The following is a 24,905-nucleotide window of genomic DNA, read 5'->3' on the forward strand; positions in this document are numbered from 1 at the left end:
CAATGACAACTTTAAACGACATGACCGTTGTCATTTTTGGTCGTGAACGACGCAACAGTTGTCATTTTAATTTTTTTGCTTTAATGCAAATTCAATAAGTTCTAATTGGTATTTGTAGCGTTGGATTTGATAGTTGACAATCATTGCACCTAAAGCAATTCCTGTTAGAAAAGCTGTACCATACAGCAGCAAGGTTTGGACTATGTCCCCATTAGTTAATGAAAATGAAACAGATGGTGTTTTTGACAATTCTTTCCATACAGACCAACCTAACCCTATTAATGAAAACACAGCATATTTGTCCGAGTTTCCAATAAATGTAGAAATTCTATTACTGAGTCGGGAGCATTTTAACTGAAGCCAATCTTGCACTTCTAAAAGAGTTTCTTTTTTGTACTTGATTAATGATTCAATTGCTTTTTTATCATGTTCAATTTCAAGTATCAACCAATCAAAACTTCGCGATTTAAATTTAAATATTGATACTAAGCCAACGCATATATCGATAATGATATACATCGTTGGTATAAACATAGTTAACAAAGCAAACCATATAGCAATTTCTCTTCCTTGATCCGTAAAGGGAGATGTCTTATGCCATACAGCCAGTATAACTAATATTAAAAACAAGATTCCTGTAATAGCAGTCATGTATTTATAGCCTCGTCTGGTAAGGCTTTCTAAATACGTTTCTCTGTTCTTTGCTGGCAATGGTTCAAGTTGATTTAACTGTACTAAAAGGGGCTTTATTTCTTGCATAGTTTTCCTCAAATAGATAATTTATTTGTAAATTAAGTAGGTTAATTCCTTGTCATTTAATTTAAGTCATTAGTTTTATTTATGGGATAGAAAAAGTTAGAGATGCGTCATTTTATGTCGTAAAATTACTAGCCTAAATAACTTTTACATCATGTTGGTAAGAAGTCTGCTAAGTAGTTTTAACTTTAAAGTCTGGCTTTAATAACTTGAAATCATTATATTTTATTCATTATATTCAAAGCTTGATTTGTGCTGTCTCATTAAGTGAAATATCTATACCTTTAACTAGGGGGTGTGGATATTTTAAAAATAACTGTATGAATTTTAAATAAAAAATCACCATTTTTATTGTGTGTTCTGATGAGTAAGTCATTTATAACCATTGGTATCAAAAGTGATTGTTCTCATTGGTTGAAATTCACACGGCAAATATCAACGCGCCCTAATCTATGTTTAAAAACTTTTTCTATTTAAATAACGGACAATCCATATGAAGCGGCAACTAGGTATTTTTACTACAGATCAAATAAACAAATCAGGCTTCAGAATTACCGCAAGTGCATTGATGAGTGCAGAGGAAAGCCACCATTCTAAAAGGCTTATTACAGGTCTTCCGGCTGGACTACCAGTTCACATACAACATGATATGCACCGCCCCTATGGATGGAGTCAAGTTCTTGGTCTCTTTATTGATAGCAATATGGTTCGGGTCGTTGGAGTAATCGAAGAGGCCGAAACTGAACAAGAGAAAATTCAGTTAATGCAGTTAGCTTCTCATTTTTGGGAATCACATCACAACAAAGTGAGTGATACTTTAAAAAATGATTTATTAGAAAGAGCTAACTTATCAGAGCTTGATGAGTCCGATAAGTTTCTTAAGATGGAGGCATATGTACTATCTCGCAAAAATATTGCATCATCGCTCTATCCTGAACTCTTTAATATCTCAAGCGATTTTGTAGACAAAGATGGCTTAACAGATTACAAAATATTGTGTCAGAGAATGAAGCAAGTTCAACCAGGGGTTTTTCTTGATAATAAGCATAATCTATTGATATTTGCACATAGGTTTTTTAGACGTAGTCTGTCACATAGAAATAAATTTAATGAATACTTTCTTTCAAGTTTTGATAAAACAGTAGTAGAGAGTCCTCATTTAGTTCCTCGACTACGTCTTGATCCAGATCTTATTGGTCATCCTGATACTGCCACCAATTTATTAGAGTTGGAATATTGGTGGGGACCACATTTTAATGATGATATTTCATCAATACCGAATGGTGTAACTGAACATAAAGCATCTGATAGAACAAGATATTTTGAGGGTATTGATAGGACTCAAATTTGGTGGAAATCACCTGAAACACGCTTAAATTCAAATGTAGAGGATAGGTATCGCACCTTTGAAATTGAAGAGCTAATTGAGAATTTATCTGGTGGGCTTCCAGATGAGAATTATGGATGTCGTTATGCACATGCAGAATACTCTATCGGTACTTCAGCTATTACTCATTTTGATGGCGCTATCCGAGCCTATCCTCAAGATGAGTATTTAGAAAGAATTGATTTAGCGATAGACCAAGCTGGAAAGCACTCTGACTACACGAAATTGTTCAGATTTGATGGATTTATGACAGTTGATCTTTGGAAGCGATTATTAAGTGATTATTTTAAAGGGAATCCATTAATTCCAGAATATCTTGGTATTGCTCAAGATGATACAGAAATAGAGTTGGAAGAGACTACAAATGAAGATATTTCAATAACTGATATTGAAGAGCCTATACTAGAAAGTGAATTAGTTGTATTTATTAGTATTACAAACAATGATTCTCCCAAAGAATCTTATATTGAGCCGTCGGCAATAGTATTACCGAATGAGCGACTCTTACGAATAATAGAAACTGGATGCGGTGCTATTGATAAATTCATTCGTAGTAAATTTGACATTACAAATATAACTTCAATTGCGTTTGATGATGGAATATTAAATCTGGCAAAAGTAACTTTCGGAGCTACTAGTAACCTTTCTATTGAGATGCAAGATTTTCTTTCAGGGTTTTCTAATTCTTTACTTTACGATATTGAGCATAATGGATTACAACAAATAGTAGTTCCTATTAGCTGGGTTAATAACAATTTGTTGATAAATCTAAGTATCAAAGGTTCAGCTAAGCAGGTTTACCAATTATTGGTTAAATTATCTACAATCATAGACCCACTAAAGCCTGCATCAGAATGGATAGAAAACTTAGCGAGTATGATTAAAGTATTAGTACCTATTTCCACAGCTAATCCTGATTTGAATGGAGTACTTCAAGGTCATTTAACTTATAAACGTACTGGTAGTGTTGAAATACGAATGAAACTGCCTGACCAACAGGTGAAAGGATTTCTTGATGAGAAGCCAGATTGGTTGCAGTAGTATAATGGTAGCCATGTCTGGACATGGTCAGTTAATTGCATCATTTATTCGTCTTGCCAAAATCTAACAATCTGGTATCTTAGATATTGGAGCTGATTGCCAAGGCTGTAAGTGACCTAAAAGACAGCAAATTGAACTACCTGCCAATTGCAGTTGATCTTTATTAACCCTGCTGGCAAGCGTAGTGATTTAAACACTTACCACTACCTTTAAAGCCCAGCATTGTTAAGACAGGATCGCTCCCATGAGTATTGACCTATCAAAATTGTGCGCAGATTTTCTGCGTCAAAATCATGCTCACCAATCTGTTGAGAAACTAAAAGCTTCACATGCTAGAGAGCTGGTTGCGGCATTTTTCGGGTATAAGAGCCATGCGGCACTTATGGCCGAAAAGAATTACCCACTGGTTCAGCTCGAAGAAGCATTAATATTCATTCCTGATATACCTTTAATGAATGACAGACGCTCGAAACTCAACGGTTTACCAAATGACCTTATTCAATCAATTGAGCTCGCTAAGCTTCTATCAGACATGCTTGCCAATGAAGGGCTATGCGGTGGAGATGTCTGGCTCTATGAAACATTGGAAACTTATATTATTGAAGTCTTATTACCCGATTGCCAATCTCTTATAGATGATGAGCTTTCTGGTGTAATGGCTGAGACTAATGCGGGATTTTTCGATACACCTTATTATGAGGATGTACAAATCGAAGATCGTGGTGACGAACTAGTCGCGATTGCCAAAACCCAGTATAAAGGCGAGCCACTGGATGATAAACCGTTTTGTGGCGATACTCTGGATATAGTTGTACAGGTGAAATTGCCCCGTATGGCTGGTAAGCGCGGTTTTTACGATTTCGAGCTTGAAGTTGGAGGCGGCATTAATGATGATTGGGTTGACCCAGAGCTACGGTATGGGATACGCCCTCAGAGCAGATTGGCAGCGGAGCTTGGCATAACAGATGAAGATCTTGAATTGCTGGAATGGTACACACTGGAAAATAGTAGTGATGATGGTTTGATCTATGGTTTTGTGTTGACCTTTGATAAAAGTTGTCCGCCTGAGATTTTGGAGAAGATCGAAGGATTATCAGATGATTTGACGATCCATGTTTCTGCAAATGCTTTTGATAGTCCATATTCGGATGAGCCAGATGAAAATATGCATTACGAGGTACCAAATATTTTTCCCGAAGATCAGTGGTTTTAAATGATTGGTAGCTTTCATATTGCAGAGAACATTGAGCAGTTCAAGAATAAGCGAGTTGAAATCTATGCTGTTCATAATTTTATTGCTGAAAGAAGGCATATTGGAAAAGATATCGAAACTCTCTTAGCTACTTGGTAATGACCAAGACGGTGAAGAGGAGTGAAGTCCAATTGAACGAAAACGTACGCTAAGCTAATAGGGGGCCGCCTGAGGACAGCGGTGGAGGTTGGCACTGGTGTTCAGGGCGTCATAACCGTTGTCATCGGCTTAAGCGTACGTTTTTTCCGAATTCTGAGAAGACTATACATTGATTGCAAAAGTAATTGGAACGATCGAACTGGGAACATGCCACTAGTATGAATCTTTATTACTCTGTTATAACAAGTCATTTCTAGAAGATAGAATGTATGTAAACGACGGATATTTTCTTAAAAGCCTGCTAAAGTATTATCTAGAGGTTAAATGAGATAAGCACATGAGCACTATTTTTGACCCTATTGTGTCTGAATTTGATAGTTCCGACCACGAAGCAGAATACAACGCATGGTTTAGAGCCAAAATAGAAAAAGCATCTGCTGACCCACGTCCAGCTGTGCCACATGACCAAGTCGTTGCACACCTAAAAAAGCGTCGTGAGGAACGTGAAGCAAATACTAATCGTTGAGTTCATACTTAATACTGTCTCATTTGATTGATGTTTAGATTAGATTCGCATCCAAATAATTACTTGGGTGCGAAGCCATCTTAACTTCTATAAAAAAGTTGGATTTCAGGTAGTGGTACTATCTTATGATGTATGAGATGAGGAAAATCTTAGTATCTGCCTAAATAATTGATTTAAATAGTATACTAGGTCAAGCTCTCACCATTTTTTTGCTGTTTAAGTAGTTTTAATACATCTTCTCTTCGATATAAATTTAAGGAATTTGATTCGCCAAAAGATATGGAATCAATTTTTCCTTGAGCTTTGAGATTAATGATGTGAGTGCGGTGCATACCCAAAAGCTTACTAGCTTCGATTGCTGTCATATATTCTTTTTGAAGAGCTTTTACTTGGTCTATATCGTCCGTCTTTACAAACTTCCAGTACACAAAATCATGCAGTTCTAGGTAGCCTGTTTTAATCCAATTAATATGTAACCAATTGATTGCACATCCTAATTCTTTTGCAGCATCCTCTAGAGCAATAAAGTCTTGACGATTGAGCTCTTCTATCAAAATAGATACAGAAGCCTTTTCTATTCTAATAACTGAGTGGCAGTGTTCATCTTTTTTTAAGATACCCTTTTGAACAAGTACAGCTACTTTTGATGGGCTAATATGTAATTTCGAACTTGTATGTCTTAATGAAAAATATAAAGTCGGATCTGATTCATAATGAACCATTTTTAATCTTTTTTTTGAGGGACGACCTGTATATGTTTCATAAATTTTGAGGTCATTGATCATTTCGGTGGTAATGCATTCAATATCAGTTTGTTGATAAAGGTTTGTTCTCAATCCATCAATGTGAGGACCTCCTACAGGCTCAATGCCAAAATGCTTTAGCTTATCGGCTAGATTTGTAGAATTAACATTCAGCTGGCGAGCTAAGGTTCCAACAGAAATATATTTTTTGCTAAATTCTTCTATGATTTCTGGTAGTGCTACATTTTTTACATGTCCATCCACTTTCTTTTTATCAAGCTTTAACCAACCTTTGACACCAAGGTCTCGAACTATTTCCTTATGAATTTGCAATTGGCCTGCAATTTCTGGAAGTGTGAGAAGATCGCCCTTTGCAACATTTTGTACACGTGGACATAGTAACGGTACTTTATGTGACTCATCTAACAGAAGCCGTTCAATATCAATACTACTAATATTTATAAGCCCTCTAGCATTTTTTATGGTGGCTAATTTTTCTTTTTGAATTAAGGTTTTCAATCTAGTATAGGAAATATCTAGAATGGTCCTTGTTTGATCCAAAGAAAAAAGCTGTTTTAGGTGATTTATTGCTGGTTGATTAACATGATTGCAATTGGCCAATATAGAATTTGCATATTCACGTAGTATTGAACTTTGTTTTTTAAAATAGACAGCCTGAATTTGAGGATGGGCTTTAGAAACTCTTGAATTAATGATATGGATAAGTGTTTTCTTAGATTGTTCGGGGTTTGTTAAGTATTCATATGCCATTTGAATACGTTGATGATCGGCATCGATATTATTAGATTTCCAGTCAAACTTTTCTAAAGCTAACCAATAATCTGATAGTTGATTAATAATTTTTTGATCACCATGGTATATGGTATCCATGAACCACTGTATTGCCTCAGAATTCTTTGAATAAGTTGGTAATATTCTTAAGTCATGTTCACAATTGAGACAAAAATTAATTCTATTTCGACTGATATTGAGTGCTTTTTTACATTTTGGACAGCAATCGTATAACTGTGTGCCATGTTTCAAACATACAGTGTAAGGGCGCAGTAACCAATGACGTCTCCAATAAGATTGTTCACTTAAACATTTAGGGCAGAAAGCATGAACATCTTTTCGAAAGAAGCTGTGCTTTAAAATAATTTTAGAATATTTTCTTGGCATAGCTTGAGTAGAGCCACTTAGTGCAAATGCTAGTGATGCATATTCATCAGATAAGCCTAGTAAATGAAGTAGTTTTCTAAATCGCTTTTGATGAGTTACATGACTACTGAGTGTTGTGGCAGGACTGCTTGACTGAATTTTACAAAGAGAATAAACACTAGAAAACCCATTGGCCTCGGCAGCTCTAATTAAAAGGCTGGCCGCACTTTCATCTGGATAGGGGATAGGTTTAATTAATAAAGAATAAGAATTCATAGAGCAATCCTCATCTGACTCGCCAAAATATTACGTGACATCTTGAAAGGATCACTTTTGGTCAAACTGACTTTAGCTGTCGTTCCCTGTAACCATGCATTGCTGAAATCATGAGTTGTAATGATTTCTCGATTATCTTTAAGGGCAAATAGCACACTATCTTTGATAAGTGTCATGATAAAGGCTGGATTGCCAGCAGTGGCAGCATAAAGTTGTGTAGTTATCAAGGGTGAGTTTAGACTTTGATCAAACGTGACTTCACATCTGGTTTTGATTTGATTTTCTACTTCAGCAAGAAATGGAAACATCGAGCCGTATGATGTAGATGAACCTATTGTCAGAGCATGCAAGGGATAGTGATATTGAAATCGTCGGGTTAGCTGTGAATCCATTTCTAATAAGGGAACAAACTGTGATAGACCAACCAAGCAGAAGCTAATTTGTGTCTCATTAACGATTGATTTAATCCAATCGCACACCACAATATTTAATTTAGTAGTTGTTTTTTGAAAACGGAAGAGGTGATGAAACTCATCTAGAAAAACCAGTTTAGTTTCACATTGGCGCAGTAAATGACACAGTCGCAACGAGATTTGAGTCGTATTTCCAGATGCTGGATTAGGATCTCCTAGTTCCTTGAGTAGCATACTGGCCACTGATTTGACTGATGCTGGAGATGGAACCTGAGCATAAAATGCAGGAATAATAGTTTTTTCATAACCCTCAACGATAGTTGTATAAGATGGCATTTGTTTGATAATGGCTCTACAAAGCAAAGTCTTACCATGACCACCGTCAGCGTGTAAAATACTGCCAATCGGCTCTTGGTAGGTCTGACTTTTTTGCATACATTCAGTGATGCCATGAAATGCGTGATTAAATTCTGGATGGCGTACAATAAAGCGATTAATGTGAGCAACTCGTTCAAGAATAGATATTGAATGATTCATCTTAGATCTCCATTGAAGAGAACGCTGTATAGCCATCGGTGGCTTGCTGTTCTTCCGCAACGATTGGAGATGGCTTGATTGGCATTGAAAGATTTTTAATTTCTTCAGGAAAATCTATTACTAGTTGGCGTAATTTGGGCTTTTTCCTCTGTAAATCTTCTTGGATCTTTTTCAGTAAATGCCAACGGGCAAGAAGGTTAGCCTTTTCACCTAAACGTCTAAGATCTGCCTGAGCCATCTGTTTTTTGATTTTTTGTGCTTCCTGATGGGCATACATGGTCAAACCCTGTGCATAACTAGGATTGGTGCATTCAGCTTTGATGAGATTAGTTGGATCATTCGGATCAACGATAAATACATGCCCTAAATCTATTTCATCAACAAGTACAATCACTTTGGTGAGCTTCTGTTGTTCAAAGGTTGCTAGAGCAGGGGAAAAATAATACAAGTAGTCGATTAAGACACGTCCCTTGTTAATGCTACGCTCGTAAGGTTTTCGGCATAGTACAGATGCCTCATCATCTGAAAGCGAAGTTGGCTTAACTATTTTTGTGGCACCTTCCCAATCAAGTATAGGTACACGATTGGTTTCAGAATGAATACGTGTGTGATAAATCTCATTGATCCATTGCTCCGCATATTTTTGAATATCTACAAGTGTCATTTTTGCATTTTTACTGGCGTTATAATCTCCTTTCGCTGTGGGGTTCGAGCAAGTTGTACCAGGTAATTTTTGGATTAAGTCTTCAGTTAATGTTCTAAAGAAGCTTTCAATATGCGGTTTATTATTTGGCGTGCCGATCTGTGATGGCGTAATGGTAATTTTTAAAGTTTCACATAGTCGAGCAAAAGAATTATTTTTGAACTCCACGCCATTGTCGGGGATAATTTGACTAGGAATCCCCCCAGGTAAGCCCTGATAAGATCGAGTGATCATATTCCTAATCACACATAACGTCGTTAGAGCACTTGGTGGATATAAACTAACGTAAATTCCAACGATGGCTCGGGTATAAACATCAATAGCACATGATAGGAATGGGCGGCCTAAAATGCCCCCTGTTGTACTATCAATAATAATGATATCCAGATAGTGAGTATCAATTTCGACTAAAGCCAATACAATTGGACTAATGATGGATTGTCCCGCAGCTTTTAACAATTTTTTTGCAGTACTTGATCCCTTTTTTGCGTTGATGACTACATAAGGATCTAAACGATTGATACGACGTTCAATCGTTCGTAAACAAGGGATTTTATGTGATGTCCAGCCATGTTCCATGGCTTTTCCAACAATAAACGCCAGTACATCTTTACCATCTCGCCGCTCTGAACAGAGGTAAATTTCTTGGATGGCTTGATGGATTAGACGTTCGATTTCTAAAGAAAATCGGAAATAATGATTCCCTGATTTTTTCTTTTCAAGAGACTCTGTACACTGATTACTTAATCGATATACTCGAATCCATCGTGCAACAGATCTAGGGCTTGGTGGTATCTGGTCTTGAATCTCTTTGGCAATCTGCTGAATTAATATCGTTAATGGTTGAACTGCGGTTGGGCGTGGTAGCTTAGATAGGGCGGCTTGTATATACCTAAATTTACGTATTTTTTTTGCTGTCATCTCAGGATTAACTAACAAATTTGATGTATTAAAATCATATTCAATCTGACCAGACTTATACCATTCTTCAAACTGATGATATGGAATTTGAAATATACGACCACCAGCGATCGCAGAATATCGGCATATGCCATGACCGATAAAGCTAATTTCAAACTGTGAACCGTGAAATAAAAAACGAGTACCAATACTGGGAATAGGAATGGAAGTATTCATAGATCTACTCCCAGCATAAGATGATTATTTTTGGCATTTTTGATTTGAATGATTTGATGGAAAAGCAAATAGTCTGCAAGTTGTGGAGACAATTGGTCTTTTTCTAAAATGCTATACGCTTGTTCTAGATCATCCAATTCATAGCGAATCAAAAGGTCTTGTGCCAATTCAATTTCAAGTGATGTCCAGTCCTGAAGATGGCCACGAGAATAAAGATGCAATAATTGTGTTAGGGATTGGCGTTGGGGTAATGTATTTGCATCAACTAACTTAAAAGGGATATTTATTGACGCCAAAATGGAAGCTAGTCTCTCAAAGCGTTGAAGACTTTCTAAGGATAGATGTTGAATGGATGGTTTAACCTCATGGACTTCAAAATCACCTTTTTGAGTACGAATCAGAAAGTCAGGATAAAGTTCCAAATTTTGTCCAATCGGAATTTTTAAGGCCTGTGTCCGATAAGATTCAACCGCAGGATGACTTTCTAGTTGTACAGCATAAGCCAATTCCAGAAAGCTTTCTAAAGCAACTGAACCACCAGCTTTACGGCTGGGAAAAAGAGAAGTTCGACGTTCTAAGCAGCCTTGATAAATACGACGCTGACCATGTAGTGTTCCAGCAATATTGGGTTTTTGATTAAATGCTGAATGGATCTGTTCAAAAATGAGTTGCTGTATATGTTGTTGTGTGTGGCTTATAGGATAAGACATATTATATCTCCATGTTTTTGAAGCATATGTATCCATAGAGTGTTGTTTTCTAGGGATAAATAAGCCCATCACACCTAAAAAGATAGATGTGAAAGACTTGACGTATGGTTCTACACAGAAGATACTAGGGGTCTGAGGTCTCTAGATTACCTTTGAGTAGTGTAGAACCAACGGATCCGAAAGGGTCCGTTTTTATTTCTGTATGTTTAATTTCCCATTATTTTTCCTCCTTGATTTTTTCAAAAGTAAAATCTGGTTCAATAATTCCATCTTTTAAACCGAGCATTACCGCTATTTCATGACTTTTGCCACGAATAGGTACTCTATTTGAGTTTAATACTTGATGAACTAGTTCAGGGGTGAATCCATTCTGACGAGCCCAATCCGCAATAGATAGACCTCGTTTCTGAAGTTCACTTCTTACTTCTTGAGATGTTCTCATCATGGAAAGATTACTTTATAACCATTAATAATCTAAAAATATAAGTATAGAAGCCAAAACTCAAGAATTATTTTATAAAAAATTATTATTTTTCAATATATTGTCTACTATATGAAAGTCACACATAATTTTTTATATCTATTCTCATTTAAAAATCAACACCTTAATTCTTGAGAAATTTATGACAAATGACAAAAAAGTATAAAATTTAAAGAAAAGATTGAGTATCCAATTTTTACACTAAGTCTAATTTCTTAGGCTTAAATATTAAGCAAAAGATGTTAAAAGGATTTAAATTCAAAAATGTGGAAAGTTATTTGATTTTTTTATAATTTTTTATAAACTATGGATAAATTAGTGAAATTAAAAAAGTATCTTGAAACCGTTTTGTAAAGTGATAATTCAATGGCTGAAGATGTTAAAAGTTCCCTACATGATGCTGTTCCTAGTTGGAATGGATTCAATTATCAAGGGAAAGTTGGATTGTATGTTTGCTTAAAAAATATTTTAGAAAAACTAACTAGCTCAGATATAAATTCTGTTGAATTTAATAATTTTCTTGATTCATATTCGATAGAATATGAATGGATAGAAGATTTTTCTATTAAAAATAATGAATCATATATTTCATTACATCAGGTTAAACATAAAGAAGGGACAAGCTTTAGTAGCCATATAAGTGCAATAGTAACTATATTAAATCGAAAGTTATGCAGATTGTCAGAAACAGATTTTATTAAATATATAAAATTGAATTATGATTATGCTGATTGTGTTGATGATGATGCAAAGAAAGAAAAAAAATACAAAGTTATAAAGGATAAGTTAGATGAAGTAATCCAAGCGGGATATTTGGATGCAGAATATAGATTAGTGAAAGACTGGAAAAGCGTTAAAAATGAAATTGAAAATATAGATAGGAGTGATTTAGAAAGATTACTAAATGACTTTGAGTCATTTACTAATAATGCCTTTAGTGCATCAAAAGTATATTTTCATACAGCTGAAAAAGTAACAAGTCCGAGAAATGAGTTGCATCTGTATGAAGGAATGCCTGATCACCATAAAAGTACTGTTAATGGACTAAAATCTCTCTCTACTTTAAATATTTTTTTAGGTTTCGATACACAAAATGAATACACTCTTGAAATGAGTGATTCAGAAATACTAAGTGAGATAGATTATTTAATTCTAGAGATTTTAAAAAAGACTCAACCTGATGAAACTTTTATAACTGATCAAATTTTATTATATCAAGCATTGTTGTTGAAGATAATAGATTCACATATTGTTAAAAGACATAAAAATATAAGAGATAAAAAAGATCAAGGAAAAGGATTTTTAGAGACTAGAGATGTAATTAAGTATTCAGAGTTTATTGCCCCATTAAAAATTCTATTTACAAAGCAAGACTCAGAGTACTGGGAAGGTTTTTGTATGAGAATTTTTGAGGATGCATGTCTTGAAGAAATTGAAAAAATAGAAAGTTTTATTAATAATGGGATAAATGTAGAGTTAAATAAAAACAAAAAAATTAAGTTGGAAAAATATAGATCTGTTGTATTTAATGGTGAAAAAATAGGATATGCTGATTTGTTTATTCGTCTTTCACCGCATATAAAAAAACGTAATGCATGTGCTTTTTTTTACAATGAAATCGCAAACAAAGATGTTGTTAGAGATACTTTTTTATATTTTATTCAAAGCATTAATAAGGAACACTCAGGTTTTATTATAAAAACTGGTGATAAAGTTTTTCATCCATCAACAATATCATTTGCTAATAAGCAAGAGGATGAGTGGGAGTATTATGTAACTAGGTGCCTACATGGGATACAAGAAAATAATATTAAATTTTTAGATGCAACTCATTTATTAGCCAAAACAGCAACTGAACATGTAATAACAAATAGATTTATAAAAGTGAATACATTGGTGGAGGCAATTTATGAGGGAGAAAATGTTGAATCAAAGAATGAAATTACAAACATTAATGGTGTTAGATTTATGTCATTAAAAGATGCTTTAAAGGAAATAAACGATGCTTGATTTGACTGGTGTTTTTAATAAATTAACTTTAGAGCATAATTTAAATTCATTTGTGGTTGATGAATTTAAGGTGGCAGATCATGTTTTAAAAAACATCACAGTTGTTAGTAATAATAATTTTGATTATATAGTTTTTTTAGAACTTGATTTTGATAAATTAAAATATATAAATAATGATATTCAGGTTGCTTTGGCAACAAATTTTAAAGACCATTTGTATGGTTTAGGTGAGAAAACTGAAATTACACATTTTTTCGAAAAAAATACTTATTTAGTAGTTTCTACTAAACACCCTGATGAAATACCAGATAAAGATTTGTTTAAAGAAGTGTCTGTTGTTGAGGAGGATTTATATTTTTTTAAAAAACAAATTATTTATTATAGTGCTAAAGAGTTTGAAAGTTTAAAAATAAACGACCTTAATTTAAATTTCACAGTTTATTTTAATGATGTTGTGTCGAATATTAGTAGATATGAGAAATACTTAAATGGTCAGGATGATGAGTATAAGTTCATAGTGAAATTATTTGAAAAGTTACCATTCATGAAGCTGGAAATCGAAGAGAAAGAATTGTTGAATTTAGATAAAATGATTGCAGATTCACTAAGTGAACAAGAATTAGAGATACTACCAGAGCTCTTACAGTTAACCAGTGATATTTCGATTAATAATTGGGTTAAAACTTTGGGGCATAAAAATGATTAAATTAGGTAGATTGAGTGTCGAAAATTTTAAGTCTTTCGAAGGGCTATATGAAATAGACTTTAGATCTACTGATTTATTTATTCTTGATGGTCCGAATGGTTTTGGTAAAACCACAGTATTTGATGCGATTGAACTTTGCATTACTGGTGAGATTGGCCGACTCATTAATACTGATAATAAACAAAAAAGTACACATTTACTTAAATATGACTTAAATAAACCTACCAATGTTTTTTTGGAGTTGGTATGTAATCAAGAAACAATATTAGTGATACATGCTTTAATTCCTAAAGAAACTACACAAGATAGTAATAAGCCGAAAAACTGTAAAGCTGATGTAAAATTTTTAAAAATTTGGCCAGAAGATAATGCAGATTTATTGAATCTTAATTATATCGATGATGTGTCTTTAGAAGGTGTTTTAAAAAACAATAACATAAAAGATACTTTTGATATTTTTAATTATATTCAACAGGAAGAAACATTTCACTTTTTAAAAACAAAAGAAAATGAGAGACATGATAAAATCAGCTATCTTTTTGGTACGAGCAATCAAACAAATGATAAGCAGATTTTAAATAAAGTAAAAAATCAACTCTCTGATTTGTTGAAAGAGCAGGATGAAGAAATAAGTAAACTCGAAGACGAAAATAAAATATTGGAGTCAGCTTTAACTTCTGATTTTAATAGTGGGTTGGAGGAGGGGATTAAACCGAGTGGTAAAATAAATCTAGATTTAAATTTAGATATAAATGATCATTTAAACAATATAAATGAATTAGTTTGGATTTTAAATAATTCTAATACATTTAAAAAAATTAAATTTGATCATGATATTAATTATATTTTGTTAAATAGAAGGAAACAAATCTCAGATATCATTAAAAGTGGTCATATAAGAAATTATGATAAAGTTTACAAAATTGAAAGACATATTCGTTGGATTGAGGAGCTTGCAAGAAAGATTGAAAAGCACAAAGAAATTATAAAAACCAATACTGATTCTATAGAATTAAATATTATTGATGCCTTTTCTAAACAATTTCCAAGAGTTGCACTCCAATACAAGTCTAGAATAGACTCTTATAAAGTTTTAAAAAGTAAAATATCTGGATTTCAAGATATAGTTGCTAAAATCATTAATTCGAGGAATAACTTAAAAAATCATTATGAAATGCATTTAAGTTTTGAAAATACAACTTCTAAATGTCCTTTTTGCGGGAATTATAAATCTTCTATATCTGATCTTTGGATTGCATATGATGAACAAACTATTTTTTTTGATGGGTTGAAAGATGAGGCTTTAGAGGAGCTTAATATTATAATAGATGCTCTAAATGATGGATTCATAAAAGAATGCAAGAGTAAGTCAATTTATTTTATAGAGAAATATGAACGATTTACTGATTTGTTGCCAGCATTAGGTGAACAATTAATCTCTAAAGATGATTGGCTTAGTATGGATAAATTAAGATTGTGGTTTGAAAATTCGAATGTAGATGTTGCTCAATTTACCAAATTAGACAGTTATAATTTTATTGGAGGAAATTTACCTGCCAAAGTTAATTCATTTATTTTGTATCTCAAGAGTTTAATTTCTTTGTCTGTTGCTAATAAGAGTTATTCTGATTATTTTTATATTATAAATAATTATAATATTTCAGAGAGTAATGGAGTTCTTATTAATAACTCTGGAAATAATATTGATGTTTTGGATCTTATTAAAGATATTAACTTCTTGAAATTTGAAAATTTAAAGTCAAAGTCAAGTGCTTTAAAAGAAAACTCTAGAAAAATTTTTGAACTAAAAGCTAAAAAATTAATTATAAATGAAAAATTTGAATTAGTAAGATCTATGTTTAATAAGTATAATAGTGCTATAAAAAAATATGAGTTAAATGTTGCTAAACAAATTGCGATACCCTTTCATATTTATAGTAGTAAAATATTACAAACTAGACCTGATGGGAATGGGGCATATCTACAGTCTGCTGAAAATTTACGTGAGTCTGGATATATTCGCTTTGTATCAAACTTAACACATGAACATGATGCTTGGAATACAATGAGCTCAGGTCAGTTATCGGGCATAATCCTATCTTTTACATTGGCTATGAATAAAGTATATCCTACTAAATTTGGTACTTTGCTGATTGATGATCCTGTGCAAACAATGGATGAAATTAATTTAGCTTCTTTTGTTCAACTTCTTAGAAATGAGTTTTTAAATTATCAAGTCGTGATTTCTACACATGAAAGACAAACTTCAAATTATTTTTCTTACAAATATCAAAACGGTAATATGGTCAAAGTCCTGAATTTAAAAAAGGAAAGATTAGTCGGATAAGTACTTTTATATTAATTTAGTTTTTAAAAATGGAGCTAACTTATATTTTAGGTTGGTTCCATTTTAAACAACTATTTTATGCATTTAAAGATGTATTCATGATAAATTTTAATTTATTTTTTAATAAGATAGAGTTGGTTAGTTTTTAATGATGTTAGTATATTTATAAAAAATGATAGCTGAGAATAGCTGAGTGGTTATAGCTTAAAATCTTTAATTTTTTATAATTTTTGGTTTGATAAAGATTCTGTTTTTATAACTTTAGAAATAAAAATATGGCGTATTGTTCAACGTAAACTTTAACTATGACACCTGTCATGTCGTTCCATGACAGGTGTTGTGTCGTTTATGACAACTGATGTGTCGTTCAACGCATAATCAAACTTACCAGCTTAACGCACCACCAGTTTGGTAATCCGTTACACGCGTTTCAAAGAAGTTCTTCTCTTTACGCAAGTCCATCATCTCAGACATCCAGCCAAACGGGTTGGTTACACCAGCAAACTGCTCTGGTAAACCAAGCTGCGCTAAACGACGGTTACAGATGAACTTCAAGTATTCTTCCATCATGCTTGCATTCATACCCAATACACCACGTGGCATGGTATCACGCGCATATTCGATCTCAAGCATAGTGCCTTCAAGAATCATTTGAATCACTTCTTCTTGGAACTCAGCAGTCCACAAGTGCGGGTTCTCGATTTTGATCTGGTTGATCATGTCGATACCGAAGTTCAAGTGCATAGACTCATCACGCAAGATGTACTGGAACTGCTCAGCAACACCATTCATTTTGTTACGACGACCCATACTCAAGATTTGAGTAAAACCACAGTAGAAGAAGATCCCTTCAAGAACACAGTAGAATGCGATCAAGTTACGAAGTAAACGTTGGTCGTTTTCAGGTGTACCTGTGTTGAAAGTAGGGTCACTTAAAGATTGAGTGTACTTCAAGCCCCATGATGCTTTACGCGCAACACTTGGAATCTCGCGGTACATGTTGAAGACTTCGCCTTCGTCCATACCTAAAGATTCGATACAGTATTGGTAAGCATGGGTGTGAATCGCTTCTTCAAATGCTTGACGCAAGATGTACTGACGGCATTCAGGGTTAGTAATGTGACGGTAAATCGCCAATACCAAGTTGTTTGCAACCAATGAGTCGGCAGTCGAGAAGAAACCTAAAGAACGCATGATAATGGTACGCTCATCTTCGGTTAAGCCATTTTCAGACTTCCAAAGTGCGATATCGTGGTTCATGTTGACTTCTTGTGGCATCCAGTGGTTTGCACACCCGTCAAGGTACTTCTGCCAAGCCCATTCGTATTTGAATGGAACAAGCTGGTTCAAGTCTGCACGACAGTTGATCATGGCTTTATCATCAACCTGAACGCGCTGAGCGCCCATTTCAAGTTCTTCTAAACCTGGTGCAACGTCTAAGTGTTCTAGGGCTGCAGATGCTCGAGCCAGCGAATCGGCTGAATCTGTTGATCGCACGGTACTGGTTCCAGCGGATTGTGGAGCTGCCACGCGCGGCGATGATTGCTCTGAATCAGATACCACTTGCGTATTAACCGTTTTTTGCGTGTCGATGGGCGCAGACTTGTGTTCAGGTGCAGTCGGTTTTTGCGAATCATCTTCAAAATCGTCCCAACTAAGGATAGACATATCAATTCTCTCTTCGTTGCTTTATATCTTTTATGAAGACATCTCAATCAAGAAGATGTCCTTACTATACGCTCAATTTGTGTAAGCAAAATTAAGTTTTATTGATTGATTTTTTATAAGTGACCAGTGGGCACTGACAATCCCTAAGACTTATTTTGATTACGCTGTTGTCTACGTATTTTAAAAAACGCGTAAACGAGGGGGATATAAAACACTAGAAAGGCACAAATCAGAACAATCACACCAAATTGATAATTATGACTGAGATGGAACATGATCTATGCCTCTATAGATTTAAATCTTGCAAGGCCCTTCTAGAGTGAGAAGGGCGTATGCGGATTTAATTACTGACAAGCTTCACAGTCTGGATTGTCGATTGAACAAGCCATTGGTACTGGTGCTGCTGTCGTAAAACCATCTTCTTCAACTGGAGTTTCTGGTTTTTTCTCTGCAACCGCCGCAGGTGCTGCTGCAACCACAGGCGCTTCAACCGATGCTGGTTTTACTGCATTGAGTGCACCAGTATTAATGGTTGATTTCTCAGCAGAGGTCGCACCTAAAGCTCGGAGGTAATATGTGGTTTTAAGACCACGTAACCATGCCATCTTATACGTGATGTCAAGTTTCTTACCATTCGCGCCAGCGATGTAAAGGTTCAATGACTGTGCTTGGTCGATCCATTTTTGACGACGTGATGCAGCATCTACGATCCAGCGTGTATCCACTTCAAACGCTGTTGCGAAGATTGCTTTTAATTCGTCAGGAATACGTGCAATCTTTTGAACCGAACCTTCGAAGTGTTTCAGGTCGTTTACCATCACTGTATCCCAAAGACCACGTTCTTTTAATGCACGAACAAGGTAAGGGTTGATCACAGTAAATTCACCAGACAGGTTAGATTTCACATACAAGTTCTGGAATGTTGGCTCAATTGATTGAGACACACCACAAATGTTTGAAATGGTTGCTGTTGGTGCAATCGCCATCACATTCGAGTTACGCATACCGTCTTTTTGAACTTTGGCACGTAAAGCGTCCCAGTCTAAACGTTGTGTACGATCCACTTCGAACATGCGTTCTGGACGTGATTTTGCAACGATTTCTAAAGAGTCGATTGGCAAGATACCTTGATCCCACAATGAACCTTTGAATGTTGAGTAAGCACCACGTTCGATTGCAAGGTTGCTTGATGTTTCGATTGCGTAGTAGCTGATCACTTCCATTGATTCATCAGCAAAATCAACTGCTGCGTCAGAACCATACGCAAGATTCATTTCATATAATGCATCTTGGAAGCCCATGATACCCATACCTACAGGGCGGTGTTTCATGTTTGAGTTTTTCGCTTGTGGAACAGCGTAGTAGTTGATGTCGATTACGTTATCGAGCATGCGTACTGCAGTTTTTACTGTGCGAGCAAGCTTTTCACGGTCTAACACACCACCTTGAACGTGTTGTACAAGGTTGATCGAACCTAAGTTACATACCGCGATTTCGTCTTGGTTTGTATTTAAGGTGATTTCTGTACACAAGTTCGATGAGTGAACCACGCCCACGTGTTGTTGTGGTGAACGTAAGTTACATACATCTTTGAACGTGATCCACGGATGACCTGTTTCGAATAACATCGAAAGCATTTTGCGCCATAAGTCTTTCGCACGTACTTTCTTATGTAGCATGTTTTGTTCTTTTGCTACAGCTTCGTAGTGTGCATAACGCTCAGCAAATTCAGCACCTGTTAAGTCATGCAGGTCTGGTGTTTCAGAAGGGGTGAACAGTGTCCATTCCGCATCTTCAAATACACGTTGCATGAATAGGTCAGGAACCCAGTTTGCAGTGTTCATGTCATGGGTACGACGACGGTCATCACCCGTGTTTTTACGTAGCTCTAGGAATTCTTCAACATCCAAGTGCCAAGTTTCGAGGTACGCACAGACTGCACCTTTACGCTTACCACCCTGGTTAACCGCAACCGCTGTATCATTCGCAACTTTAAGGAATGGTACAACACCTTGTGATTTACCGTTGGTGCCTTTGATATAAGAGTTCAATGCACGTACAGGTGTCCAGTCATTACCTAAACCGCCAGCCCATTTTGACAGCATTGCGTTGTCACGCATTGCGCCGTAAATGTCATACAGGTCATCACCAATCGTGGTTAAGTAACAGCTTGATAACTGTGGACGTAACGTACCTGAGTTAAACAGGGTTGGTGTAGATGCCATGTAATCGAAGCTAGACAATAAGTCATAGAATTCGATTGCGCGGTCTTCTTTATGTTCTTCGTTGAGTGCAAGACCCATTGATACACGCATAAAGAATAATTGTGGTAATTCGAAACGTATGCCATTCGAGTGAATGAAGTAACGGTCAAATAAAGTTTGTAGACCTAAATAGGTAAACTGGTTTGAGCGCTCTGGCTTGATTGCAGCTGCCAATTTTTCAAGGTCAAAGTCAAGCAGGTCAGCAGAAAGAAGATCAAGCTCAATACCTTTCTTCAAGAAGGTTTCTAAAGCATTGCCTTCTGGTGTATCTGAAGGTAGACCTAAGAATTCAAGACCAGTGCTCACCAATTCATTTGATAATAAACGTGCAGTCACATAAGTATAGTTTGGCTCTTGTTCGATACGCGTACGGGTCGCCATCATCATGGTCGTCGCGATATCGCTTTCTTTTACGCCGTTATATAAGTTTTTAACGGTCTCATCAACGATCGCTTGAACATCAATACCTTCCAAACCTTCGCTTGCAGTCTGGATGGTTGCAGTCAACGCATCAAGATCTAATGGCTGGAGCTGGCCATTGCTGTCGGTGATCTGAAGAGTAGGGTGATGGTTCGCACCAGTTTGCTGACGGGCACTTGCGCGTTGGTCACGATAGATCACATACGCACGGGCAACTTTTTGCTCGCCAGTACGCATCAGGGCCAATTCAACCTGATCCTGAATTTCTTCGATATGGATCGTGCCACCAGAAGGTAGGCGACGGTTAAATGTGTTCATAACCATTTCTGTAAGTTGGGTGATGCGATCATGGATACGACTAGAGTCAGTACCTTGTTGACCTTCAACAGCTAGAAATGCTTTCCCAATCGCAACAGAAATTTTCTCGGCATTAAATGGCGCAATCTCACCGGTGCGCTTAATGACCTGAAGTTGGCCAGGAGTAGAAGTGATGATGCTCATGTCAGCATAGCTCCATTATCATCTATTTTTATGTTCATTGACCGTTTGAATCGAGCAAAAAGCATGCCACGATGTTTGAGGGATAAACACAATACTTAGTGGTTAAAGTTTATTTTCAACACAAGATACGGGATTTTTAGTACTAGATCAATCCTTGACATTTTACTAATTTTTTTTTCATGTCTTAACTGCTGAATTCACAGGGACATAGCATAACAAAGCCATTAAAAAAGGCTTATAGATAACTCTGTGGATAAGTCAAAAAACAGACACTTAAATTGTTATAGGCGAAGAAAGAAACAAATTGTTTAACATTGGCACAAAATCTATACTAAACATCCATCCTGAAGAAAAAACGCTTACAATTCTGAAAAATATATTAAAATTCATAATTTTAATAAAAAGATAACAAAACAGGGTAAGCGTGTATCAGTTTGGTGAACGGCTACTTGTTTACAATGTAAACGTGTGTATATTGCAATTCATAAACCAATGTATCTGTCAGATTTCATAGACAGATTCACTCAGATTTTAGGGGCAACAAATGAGCCAAGAAGAAAAGTTACCGAAGATTTTGATTGTTGAAGATGACGAGCGTTTAGCGCGTTTAACACAAGAGTATTTGATTCGTAACGGTTTAGAAGTTGGTGTTGAAACTGATGGTAATCGTGCCATTCGTCGTATTATCAGCGAGCAACCAGATTTAGTGGTTCTCGATGTGATGTTACCTGGTGCAGATGGCCTGACCGTTTGTCGTGAAGTACGTCCGCATTATCATCAACCCATCTTGATGTTAACTGCGCGTACCGAAGATATGGATCAGGTACTGGGGCTAGAAATGGGTGCAGATGACTATGTTGCCAAGCCTGTTCAGCCACGCGTACTGTTAGCGCGTATTCGTGCCTTATTACGTCGTACCGATAAGACGGTTGAAGACGAAGTTGCACAACGTATCGAGTTTGATGATCTTGTGATTGATAACGGTGGTCGTTCAGTGACTTTAAATGGTGATCTGGTTGATTTCACCAGCGCTGAATATGACTTGTTATGGTTACTTGCTTCAAATGCAGGCCGTATCTTGTCTCGTGAAGATATCTTCGAGCGTTTACGCGGTATCGAATATGACGGTCAAGACCGTTCGATTGACGTACGTATCTCGCGTATCCGTCCAAAAATCGGTGATGACCCAGAAAATCCAAAACGTATTAAAACAGTACGTAGTAAAGGTTATCTCTTCGTTAAAGAAACCAACGGGATCTAAATCCCTGGAATCCTCCTTCTTTAAGGGGGATTCTTTCCTTTCTGCTAAGGACTTGCGTAGCAGGCTGCTCAAGCGGGGTTTTAATGAGCTTGGAATTATTTAGCTTATGGTAAGTCGAGTACTGAAAAACAGCATATTCTTGCGTATTTATGCTGGCTTGGTGGTTTTGGTTGTTGTGGTTGCCGCATTTTGTTATTTGCTGGTGCAGATTATCAACTACCAACGGGCACAAGAATATCGTGAATCTCTGACCGATGGCATTTCTTATGTCATTAGTGAGGGAGTATCTCGCCAGCCAGAAAAACAACAGAAACTCGACTGGATTTCCGATGCATCTGATTTGCTGGAATTACCAATCTACTATGTGGATGCGGAACGGGTAGAGTTATCGCGTACCGAGAAAAAGCGCATTGCCGAGCAAAAGTCGGTGGTTCGTTATGATGCCAATAATGGGATTGGCTATATTATTATCGGTCTAAAAGACGATCCCAAGCATTTTCTCTATATCAAAGTGGATAAAATTGGCGAACGCCAGATGAAGGCGCTGCCAATTTTTGTGCTGGATTATTTGATTTTCTATCCCGGACAAGAGCGCGAATATTTAGACCGAATCAAAAAGCATTTCTATTATCCGATTGAAATTGCAGATATTAAAGATATTAATTTGGATTCAGAGCAAATTGGTCGTTTACGCCAAGATCAAAGTATCTTGCTTTATAAAGACAGTGCAACAGTCCGTGGCACGACCATTTCAATTGTGTCTCCAATGCCAAACCATCCTGCACAAGTGCTGATCTTAGGCCCAGTGCCGATGTTTAACTGGATGCCATTCCAGCTTTCAGCAGGGATTACCTTATTTAGCTTATTCTTGCTGAGTTTGGGTGTTTACGGTTTGATTCTGCCGCTTGAACGTAAAATCCGTCAGGTACGTTATGCCTTGAACAAGATGAAGTCAGGTGATTTGTCTTTACGTGTTCCGATTGAAGGAACCGATGAGATGGCAAATCTGGCATCAAGTTATAACAATATGTCGGATCATATTCAGCGTTTGATTGAAGCGCAGCGTGAATTGATGCGTGCGGTATCACATGAACTCAGAACCCCTGTCGCACGAATCCGTTTTGGGATGGAAATGCTGGCAGAGGAAGATGACTATAACTACCGCATCCAGCAAGTCGATATGATTGATAAGGATATTGAAGCACTCAATACCCTGATTGATGAAATCATGACCTATGCCAAACTGGAGCAGGGCACACCATCTCTTGATTTCGAAGAAATTATACTGGTTGAAGTTCTAGACCAAGTGGCAATGGAAACGGAAGCACTGAAGACGCAAAAAGAAATCGAGTTGATTGCACCACCAATGGCGTTGCAGGTCGATGCAGAGCGTCGCTATCTACACCGTGTGGTGCAAAATCTGGTTGGAAATGCCGTGCGCTACTGTGACCATAAGGTGCGTATTAGTGGTGGTATCCGTGCTGATGGCAATGCCTATGTCTGCGTTGAAGATGATGGACCGGGGATTCCTGAGCAGGAGCGCGCCCGTATCTTTGAAGCCTTTGCGCGTCTGGATGATAGTCGTACTCGTGCTTCGGGTGGTTATGGACTTGGTTTGTCGATTGTCAGCCGTATTGCTTACTGGTTTGGTGGTACCATTCAGGTTGATCAGAGTCCAAATCTGGGCGGTGCACGTTTTATCATGACTTGGCCCGCAAAACGATATAAGCAAGTCTTAAAGAAATAATCAAAGAAAAAGGAATGGTGAGTACCATTCCTTTTTCGTTTTAAAGCCCATAAAAAAGCCAAAGCGATAAACACCTTGGCTCTATTGAAATAAAAACTTTTAAATCAATTCATCTACTTTTACTCATGAACCGAAGGATCTGGTTCGATCAATGGTTTGCCTGAGCGAAGCGCGTGTAATGCATCGGCATTGAAATCAATGAGTAGGGAATTGTTTTTAATATCGATTTTATAGCCTTGGATCAGTGCCTGATCTCCATTTAAGGTTTCGACCTTATAACTGTCTGCAATATTGAGAATACTTTCTAAATTGGTTGTGGTTGCGGCAAAATCCTCTCTAAATACTTCATAGATATCTCTTAAATCGAAAATTGCATTATCAGCATCTGGATGTTTTCGAACATAACTTTCTATATGACGCATGAGTAGTTGTGAAAAAAAGAAATAATCCGAGTCGTGTGTGTATTCTAGATGCATGTTTTTCTCCTTCTTTGCTTCTATTAGAATAACGATCTATTGCTCGAGCTGTGTATAAAGATAATTAAAGTATTTAGCTGAATTGCAACATATTATGTCGAAATGACAACTTGATTTCAGTGCAGTCTTTTAACTGGGGAAAGTGCCTGATCTGCCTGTTTAAATTATTGTTTAATAGAATAGGGATTCTCCGCTTGATAAATACAAATATAGAGGGGGAGATGAGTAAATTTTGTTTAAATTTTCAGCACAAATTTGTATCAATGCAATGATTTAGTTCGTGCTG

18 protein-coding genes are annotated in these 24,905 nt (G+C 36.2%); 8 read left to right on the forward strand and 10 right to left on the reverse strand.

The features are described from left to right. Nucleotides 1–66: 66 nt before the first annotated feature. Nucleotides 67–759 (reverse strand): hypothetical protein, encoded by a 693-nt coding sequence (locus tag PJ15_RS11300; RefSeq protein ID WP_047430851.1) that lies wholly within the window; start codon nt 757–759, stop codon nt 67–69. Between the two features lie 490 nt (nt 760–1,249). Between PJ15_RS11300 and PJ15_RS11305 the strand changes: the two genes are divergently transcribed. The 3 genes from PJ15_RS11305 to PJ15_RS11315 all read left to right on the forward strand — a co-directional run bounded on the left by PJ15_RS11305 (nt 1,250) and on the right by PJ15_RS11315 (nt 5,061). Beyond that, nucleotides 1,250–3,184 carry a hypothetical protein gene (locus PJ15_RS11305; protein WP_047430854.1) on the forward strand — a complete coding sequence of 645 codons (1,935 nt, stop codon included), beginning with the start codon at nt 1,250–1,252 and terminating at the stop codon, nt 3,182–3,184. Nucleotides 3,185–3,428: 244 nt separating this feature from the next. Beyond that, nucleotides 3,429–4,397: a hypothetical protein gene (locus PJ15_RS11310; RefSeq protein WP_047430857.1), complete on the forward strand. Its 969-nt coding sequence runs from the start codon at nt 3,429–3,431 to the stop codon at nt 4,395–4,397. Nucleotides 4,398–4,872: 475 nt separating this feature from the next. Continuing rightward, the gene (locus tag PJ15_RS11315) at nt 4,873–5,061 is read left to right on the forward strand and encodes a hypothetical protein (RefSeq protein WP_047430860.1); all 189 of its coding nucleotides are present in this window, start codon (nt 4,873–4,875) and stop codon (nt 5,059–5,061) included. A gap of 185 nt (nt 5,062–5,246) precedes the next feature. Here the strand turns inward: PJ15_RS11315 and PJ15_RS11320 are convergent, their stop codons facing one another. The 5 genes from PJ15_RS11320 to PJ15_RS11340 all read right to left on the reverse strand — a co-directional run bounded on the left by PJ15_RS11320 (nt 5,247) and on the right by PJ15_RS11340 (nt 11,183). After that, nucleotides 5,247–7,238: a TniQ family protein gene (locus PJ15_RS11320; RefSeq protein WP_047430863.1), complete on the reverse strand. Its 1,992-nt coding sequence runs from the start codon at nt 7,236–7,238 to the stop codon at nt 5,247–5,249. Further along, on the reverse strand, nt 7,235–8,188 hold the full coding sequence (locus PJ15_RS11325; protein ID WP_047430865.1) for a TniB family NTP-binding protein: 954 nt from the start codon (nt 8,186–8,188) through the stop codon (nt 7,235–7,237). The genes PJ15_RS11320 and PJ15_RS11325 overlap by 4 nt, the downstream gene beginning before the upstream one ends. 1 nt (nt 8,189) lies before the next feature. Then, nucleotides 8,190–10,028: a Mu transposase C-terminal domain-containing protein gene (locus PJ15_RS11330; RefSeq protein WP_047430868.1), complete on the reverse strand. Its 1,839-nt coding sequence runs from the start codon at nt 10,026–10,028 to the stop codon at nt 8,190–8,192. Continuing rightward, complete coding sequence (locus tag PJ15_RS11335; RefSeq protein ID WP_047430870.1) at nt 10,025–10,738, reverse strand: TnsA endonuclease N-terminal domain-containing protein; 714 nt, start codon at nt 10,736–10,738, stop codon at nt 10,025–10,027. Before PJ15_RS11335 ends, PJ15_RS11330 begins: the two co-directional genes overlap by 4 nt. 217 nt (nt 10,739–10,955) lie before the next feature. Then, nucleotides 10,956–11,183 carry a DNA-binding protein gene (locus tag PJ15_RS11340; protein WP_047430872.1) on the reverse strand — a complete coding sequence of 76 codons (228 nt, stop codon included), beginning with the start codon at nt 11,181–11,183 and terminating at the stop codon, nt 10,956–10,958. 402 nt (nt 11,184–11,585) lie between these two features. On the opposite strand from PJ15_RS11340, the gene PJ15_RS11345 reads away from it, so the two are divergent. From PJ15_RS11345 to PJ15_RS11355, 3 genes are read left to right on the forward strand one after another with little or no spacing between them, the layout of a single operon-like run. Next, entirely contained in the window at nt 11,586–13,229 is a 1,644-nt protein-coding gene (locus PJ15_RS11345; protein WP_047430875.1) for an ABC-three component system protein, read from the forward strand. Continuing rightward, nucleotides 13,222–13,935: an ABC-three component system middle component 1 gene (locus PJ15_RS11350; RefSeq protein ID WP_047430878.1), complete on the forward strand. Its 714-nt coding sequence runs from the start codon at nt 13,222–13,224 to the stop codon at nt 13,933–13,935. Before PJ15_RS11345 ends, PJ15_RS11350 begins: the two co-directional genes overlap by 8 nt. Beyond that, the gene (locus PJ15_RS11355) at nt 13,928–16,282 is read left to right on the forward strand and encodes an AAA family ATPase (protein ID WP_047430881.1); all 2,355 of its coding nucleotides are present in this window, start codon (nt 13,928–13,930) and stop codon (nt 16,280–16,282) included. The genes PJ15_RS11350 and PJ15_RS11355 overlap by 8 nt, the downstream gene beginning before the upstream one ends. A 384-nt stretch (nt 16,283–16,666) precedes the next feature. On the opposite strand, the gene PJ15_RS11360 is transcribed toward PJ15_RS11355, so the two are convergent. From PJ15_RS11360 to PJ15_RS11365, 3 genes are all read right to left on the reverse strand, one after another. Continuing rightward, nucleotides 16,667–17,950 carry a ribonucleotide-diphosphate reductase subunit beta gene (locus PJ15_RS11360; protein WP_004770757.1) on the reverse strand — a complete coding sequence of 428 codons (1,284 nt, stop codon included), beginning with the start codon at nt 17,948–17,950 and terminating at the stop codon, nt 16,667–16,669. Between the two features lie 143 nt (nt 17,951–18,093). Further along, nucleotides 18,094–18,225: a hypothetical protein gene (locus tag PJ15_RS18395; RefSeq protein WP_004655460.1), complete on the reverse strand. Its 132-nt coding sequence runs from the start codon at nt 18,223–18,225 to the stop codon at nt 18,094–18,096. A gap of 69 nt (nt 18,226–18,294) precedes the next feature. After that, on the reverse strand, nt 18,295–21,135 hold the full coding sequence (locus PJ15_RS11365) for a ribonucleoside-diphosphate reductase subunit alpha (RefSeq protein ID WP_047430886.1): 2,841 nt from the start codon (nt 21,133–21,135) through the stop codon (nt 18,295–18,297). A 544-nt stretch (nt 21,136–21,679) separates the two neighbouring features. Between PJ15_RS11365 and bfmR the strand changes: the two genes are divergently transcribed. Together bfmR and bfmS are read left to right on the forward strand one after the other, a co-directional pair. Then, nucleotides 21,680–22,396, forward strand: coding sequence for a response regulator transcription factor BfmR (gene bfmR, locus PJ15_RS11370; RefSeq protein WP_004770762.1), 717 nt, complete (start codon nt 21,680–21,682; stop codon nt 22,394–22,396). Nucleotides 22,397–22,502: 106 nt separating this feature from the next. Next, the gene (gene bfmS / locus PJ15_RS11375) at nt 22,503–24,143 is read left to right on the forward strand and encodes a sensor histidine kinase BfmS (protein WP_004770763.1); all 1,641 of its coding nucleotides are present in this window, start codon (nt 22,503–22,505) and stop codon (nt 24,141–24,143) included. Nucleotides 24,144–24,262: 119 nt separating this feature from the next. On the opposite strand, the gene PJ15_RS11380 is transcribed toward bfmS, so the two are convergent. Next, entirely contained in the window at nt 24,263–24,619 is a 357-nt protein-coding gene (locus PJ15_RS11380) for a hypothetical protein (RefSeq protein WP_004770764.1), read from the reverse strand. Nucleotides 24,620–24,905: the final 286 nt, after the last annotated feature.

The sequence above is a fragment of the Acinetobacter sp. neg1 genome (assembly GCF_000788125.1).
Lineage (GTDB): Bacteria > Pseudomonadota > Gammaproteobacteria > Pseudomonadales > Moraxellaceae > Acinetobacter > Acinetobacter vivianii.

Excerpts from the sequence above, each read along its gene's own strand:
- PJ15_RS11300 (WP_047430851.1), bottom strand. The coding sequence starts at position 759 with ATGCAAGAAATAAAGCCCCTTTTAGTACAGTTAAATCAACTTGAACCA.
- PJ15_RS11305 (WP_047430854.1), top strand. The coding sequence starts at position 1,250 with ATGAAGCGGCAACTAGGTATTTTTACTACAGATCAAATAAACAAATCA.
- PJ15_RS11310 (WP_047430857.1), top strand. The coding sequence starts at position 3,429 with ATGAGTATTGACCTATCAAAATTGTGCGCAGATTTTCTGCGTCAAAAT.
- PJ15_RS11315 (WP_047430860.1), top strand. The coding sequence starts at position 4,873 with ATGAGCACTATTTTTGACCCTATTGTGTCTGAATTTGATAGTTCCGAC.
- PJ15_RS11320 (WP_047430863.1), bottom strand. The coding sequence starts at position 7,238 with ATGAATTCTTATTCTTTATTAATTAAACCTATCCCCTATCCAGATGAA.
- PJ15_RS11325 (WP_047430865.1), bottom strand. The coding sequence starts at position 8,188 with ATGAATCATTCAATATCTATTCTTGAACGAGTTGCTCACATTAATCGC.
- PJ15_RS11330 (WP_047430868.1), bottom strand. The coding sequence starts at position 10,028 with ATGAATACTTCCATTCCTATTCCCAGTATTGGTACTCGTTTTTTATTT.
- PJ15_RS11335 (WP_047430870.1), bottom strand. The coding sequence starts at position 10,738 with ATGTCTTATCCTATAAGCCACACACAACAACATATACAGCAACTCATT.
- PJ15_RS11340 (WP_047430872.1), bottom strand. The coding sequence starts at position 11,183 with ATGATGAGAACATCTCAAGAAGTAAGAAGTGAACTTCAGAAACGAGGT.
- PJ15_RS11345 (WP_047430875.1), top strand. The coding sequence starts at position 11,586 with ATGGCTGAAGATGTTAAAAGTTCCCTACATGATGCTGTTCCTAGTTGG.
- PJ15_RS11350 (WP_047430878.1), top strand. The coding sequence starts at position 13,222 with ATGCTTGATTTGACTGGTGTTTTTAATAAATTAACTTTAGAGCATAAT.
- PJ15_RS11355 (WP_047430881.1), top strand. The coding sequence starts at position 13,928 with ATGATTAAATTAGGTAGATTGAGTGTCGAAAATTTTAAGTCTTTCGAA.
- PJ15_RS11360 (WP_004770757.1), bottom strand. The coding sequence starts at position 17,950 with ATGTCTATCCTTAGTTGGGACGATTTTGAAGATGATTCGCAAAAACCG.
- PJ15_RS18395 (WP_004655460.1), bottom strand. The coding sequence starts at position 18,225 with ATGTTCCATCTCAGTCATAATTATCAATTTGGTGTGATTGTTCTGATT.
- PJ15_RS11365 (WP_047430886.1), bottom strand. The coding sequence starts at position 21,135 with ATGAGCATCATCACTTCTACTCCTGGCCAACTTCAGGTCATTAAGCGC.
- bfmR (WP_004770762.1), top strand. The coding sequence starts at position 21,680 with ATGAGCCAAGAAGAAAAGTTACCGAAGATTTTGATTGTTGAAGATGAC.
- bfmS (WP_004770763.1), top strand. The coding sequence starts at position 22,503 with ATGGTAAGTCGAGTACTGAAAAACAGCATATTCTTGCGTATTTATGCT.
- PJ15_RS11380 (WP_004770764.1), bottom strand. The coding sequence starts at position 24,619 with ATGCATCTAGAATACACACACGACTCGGATTATTTCTTTTTTTCACAA.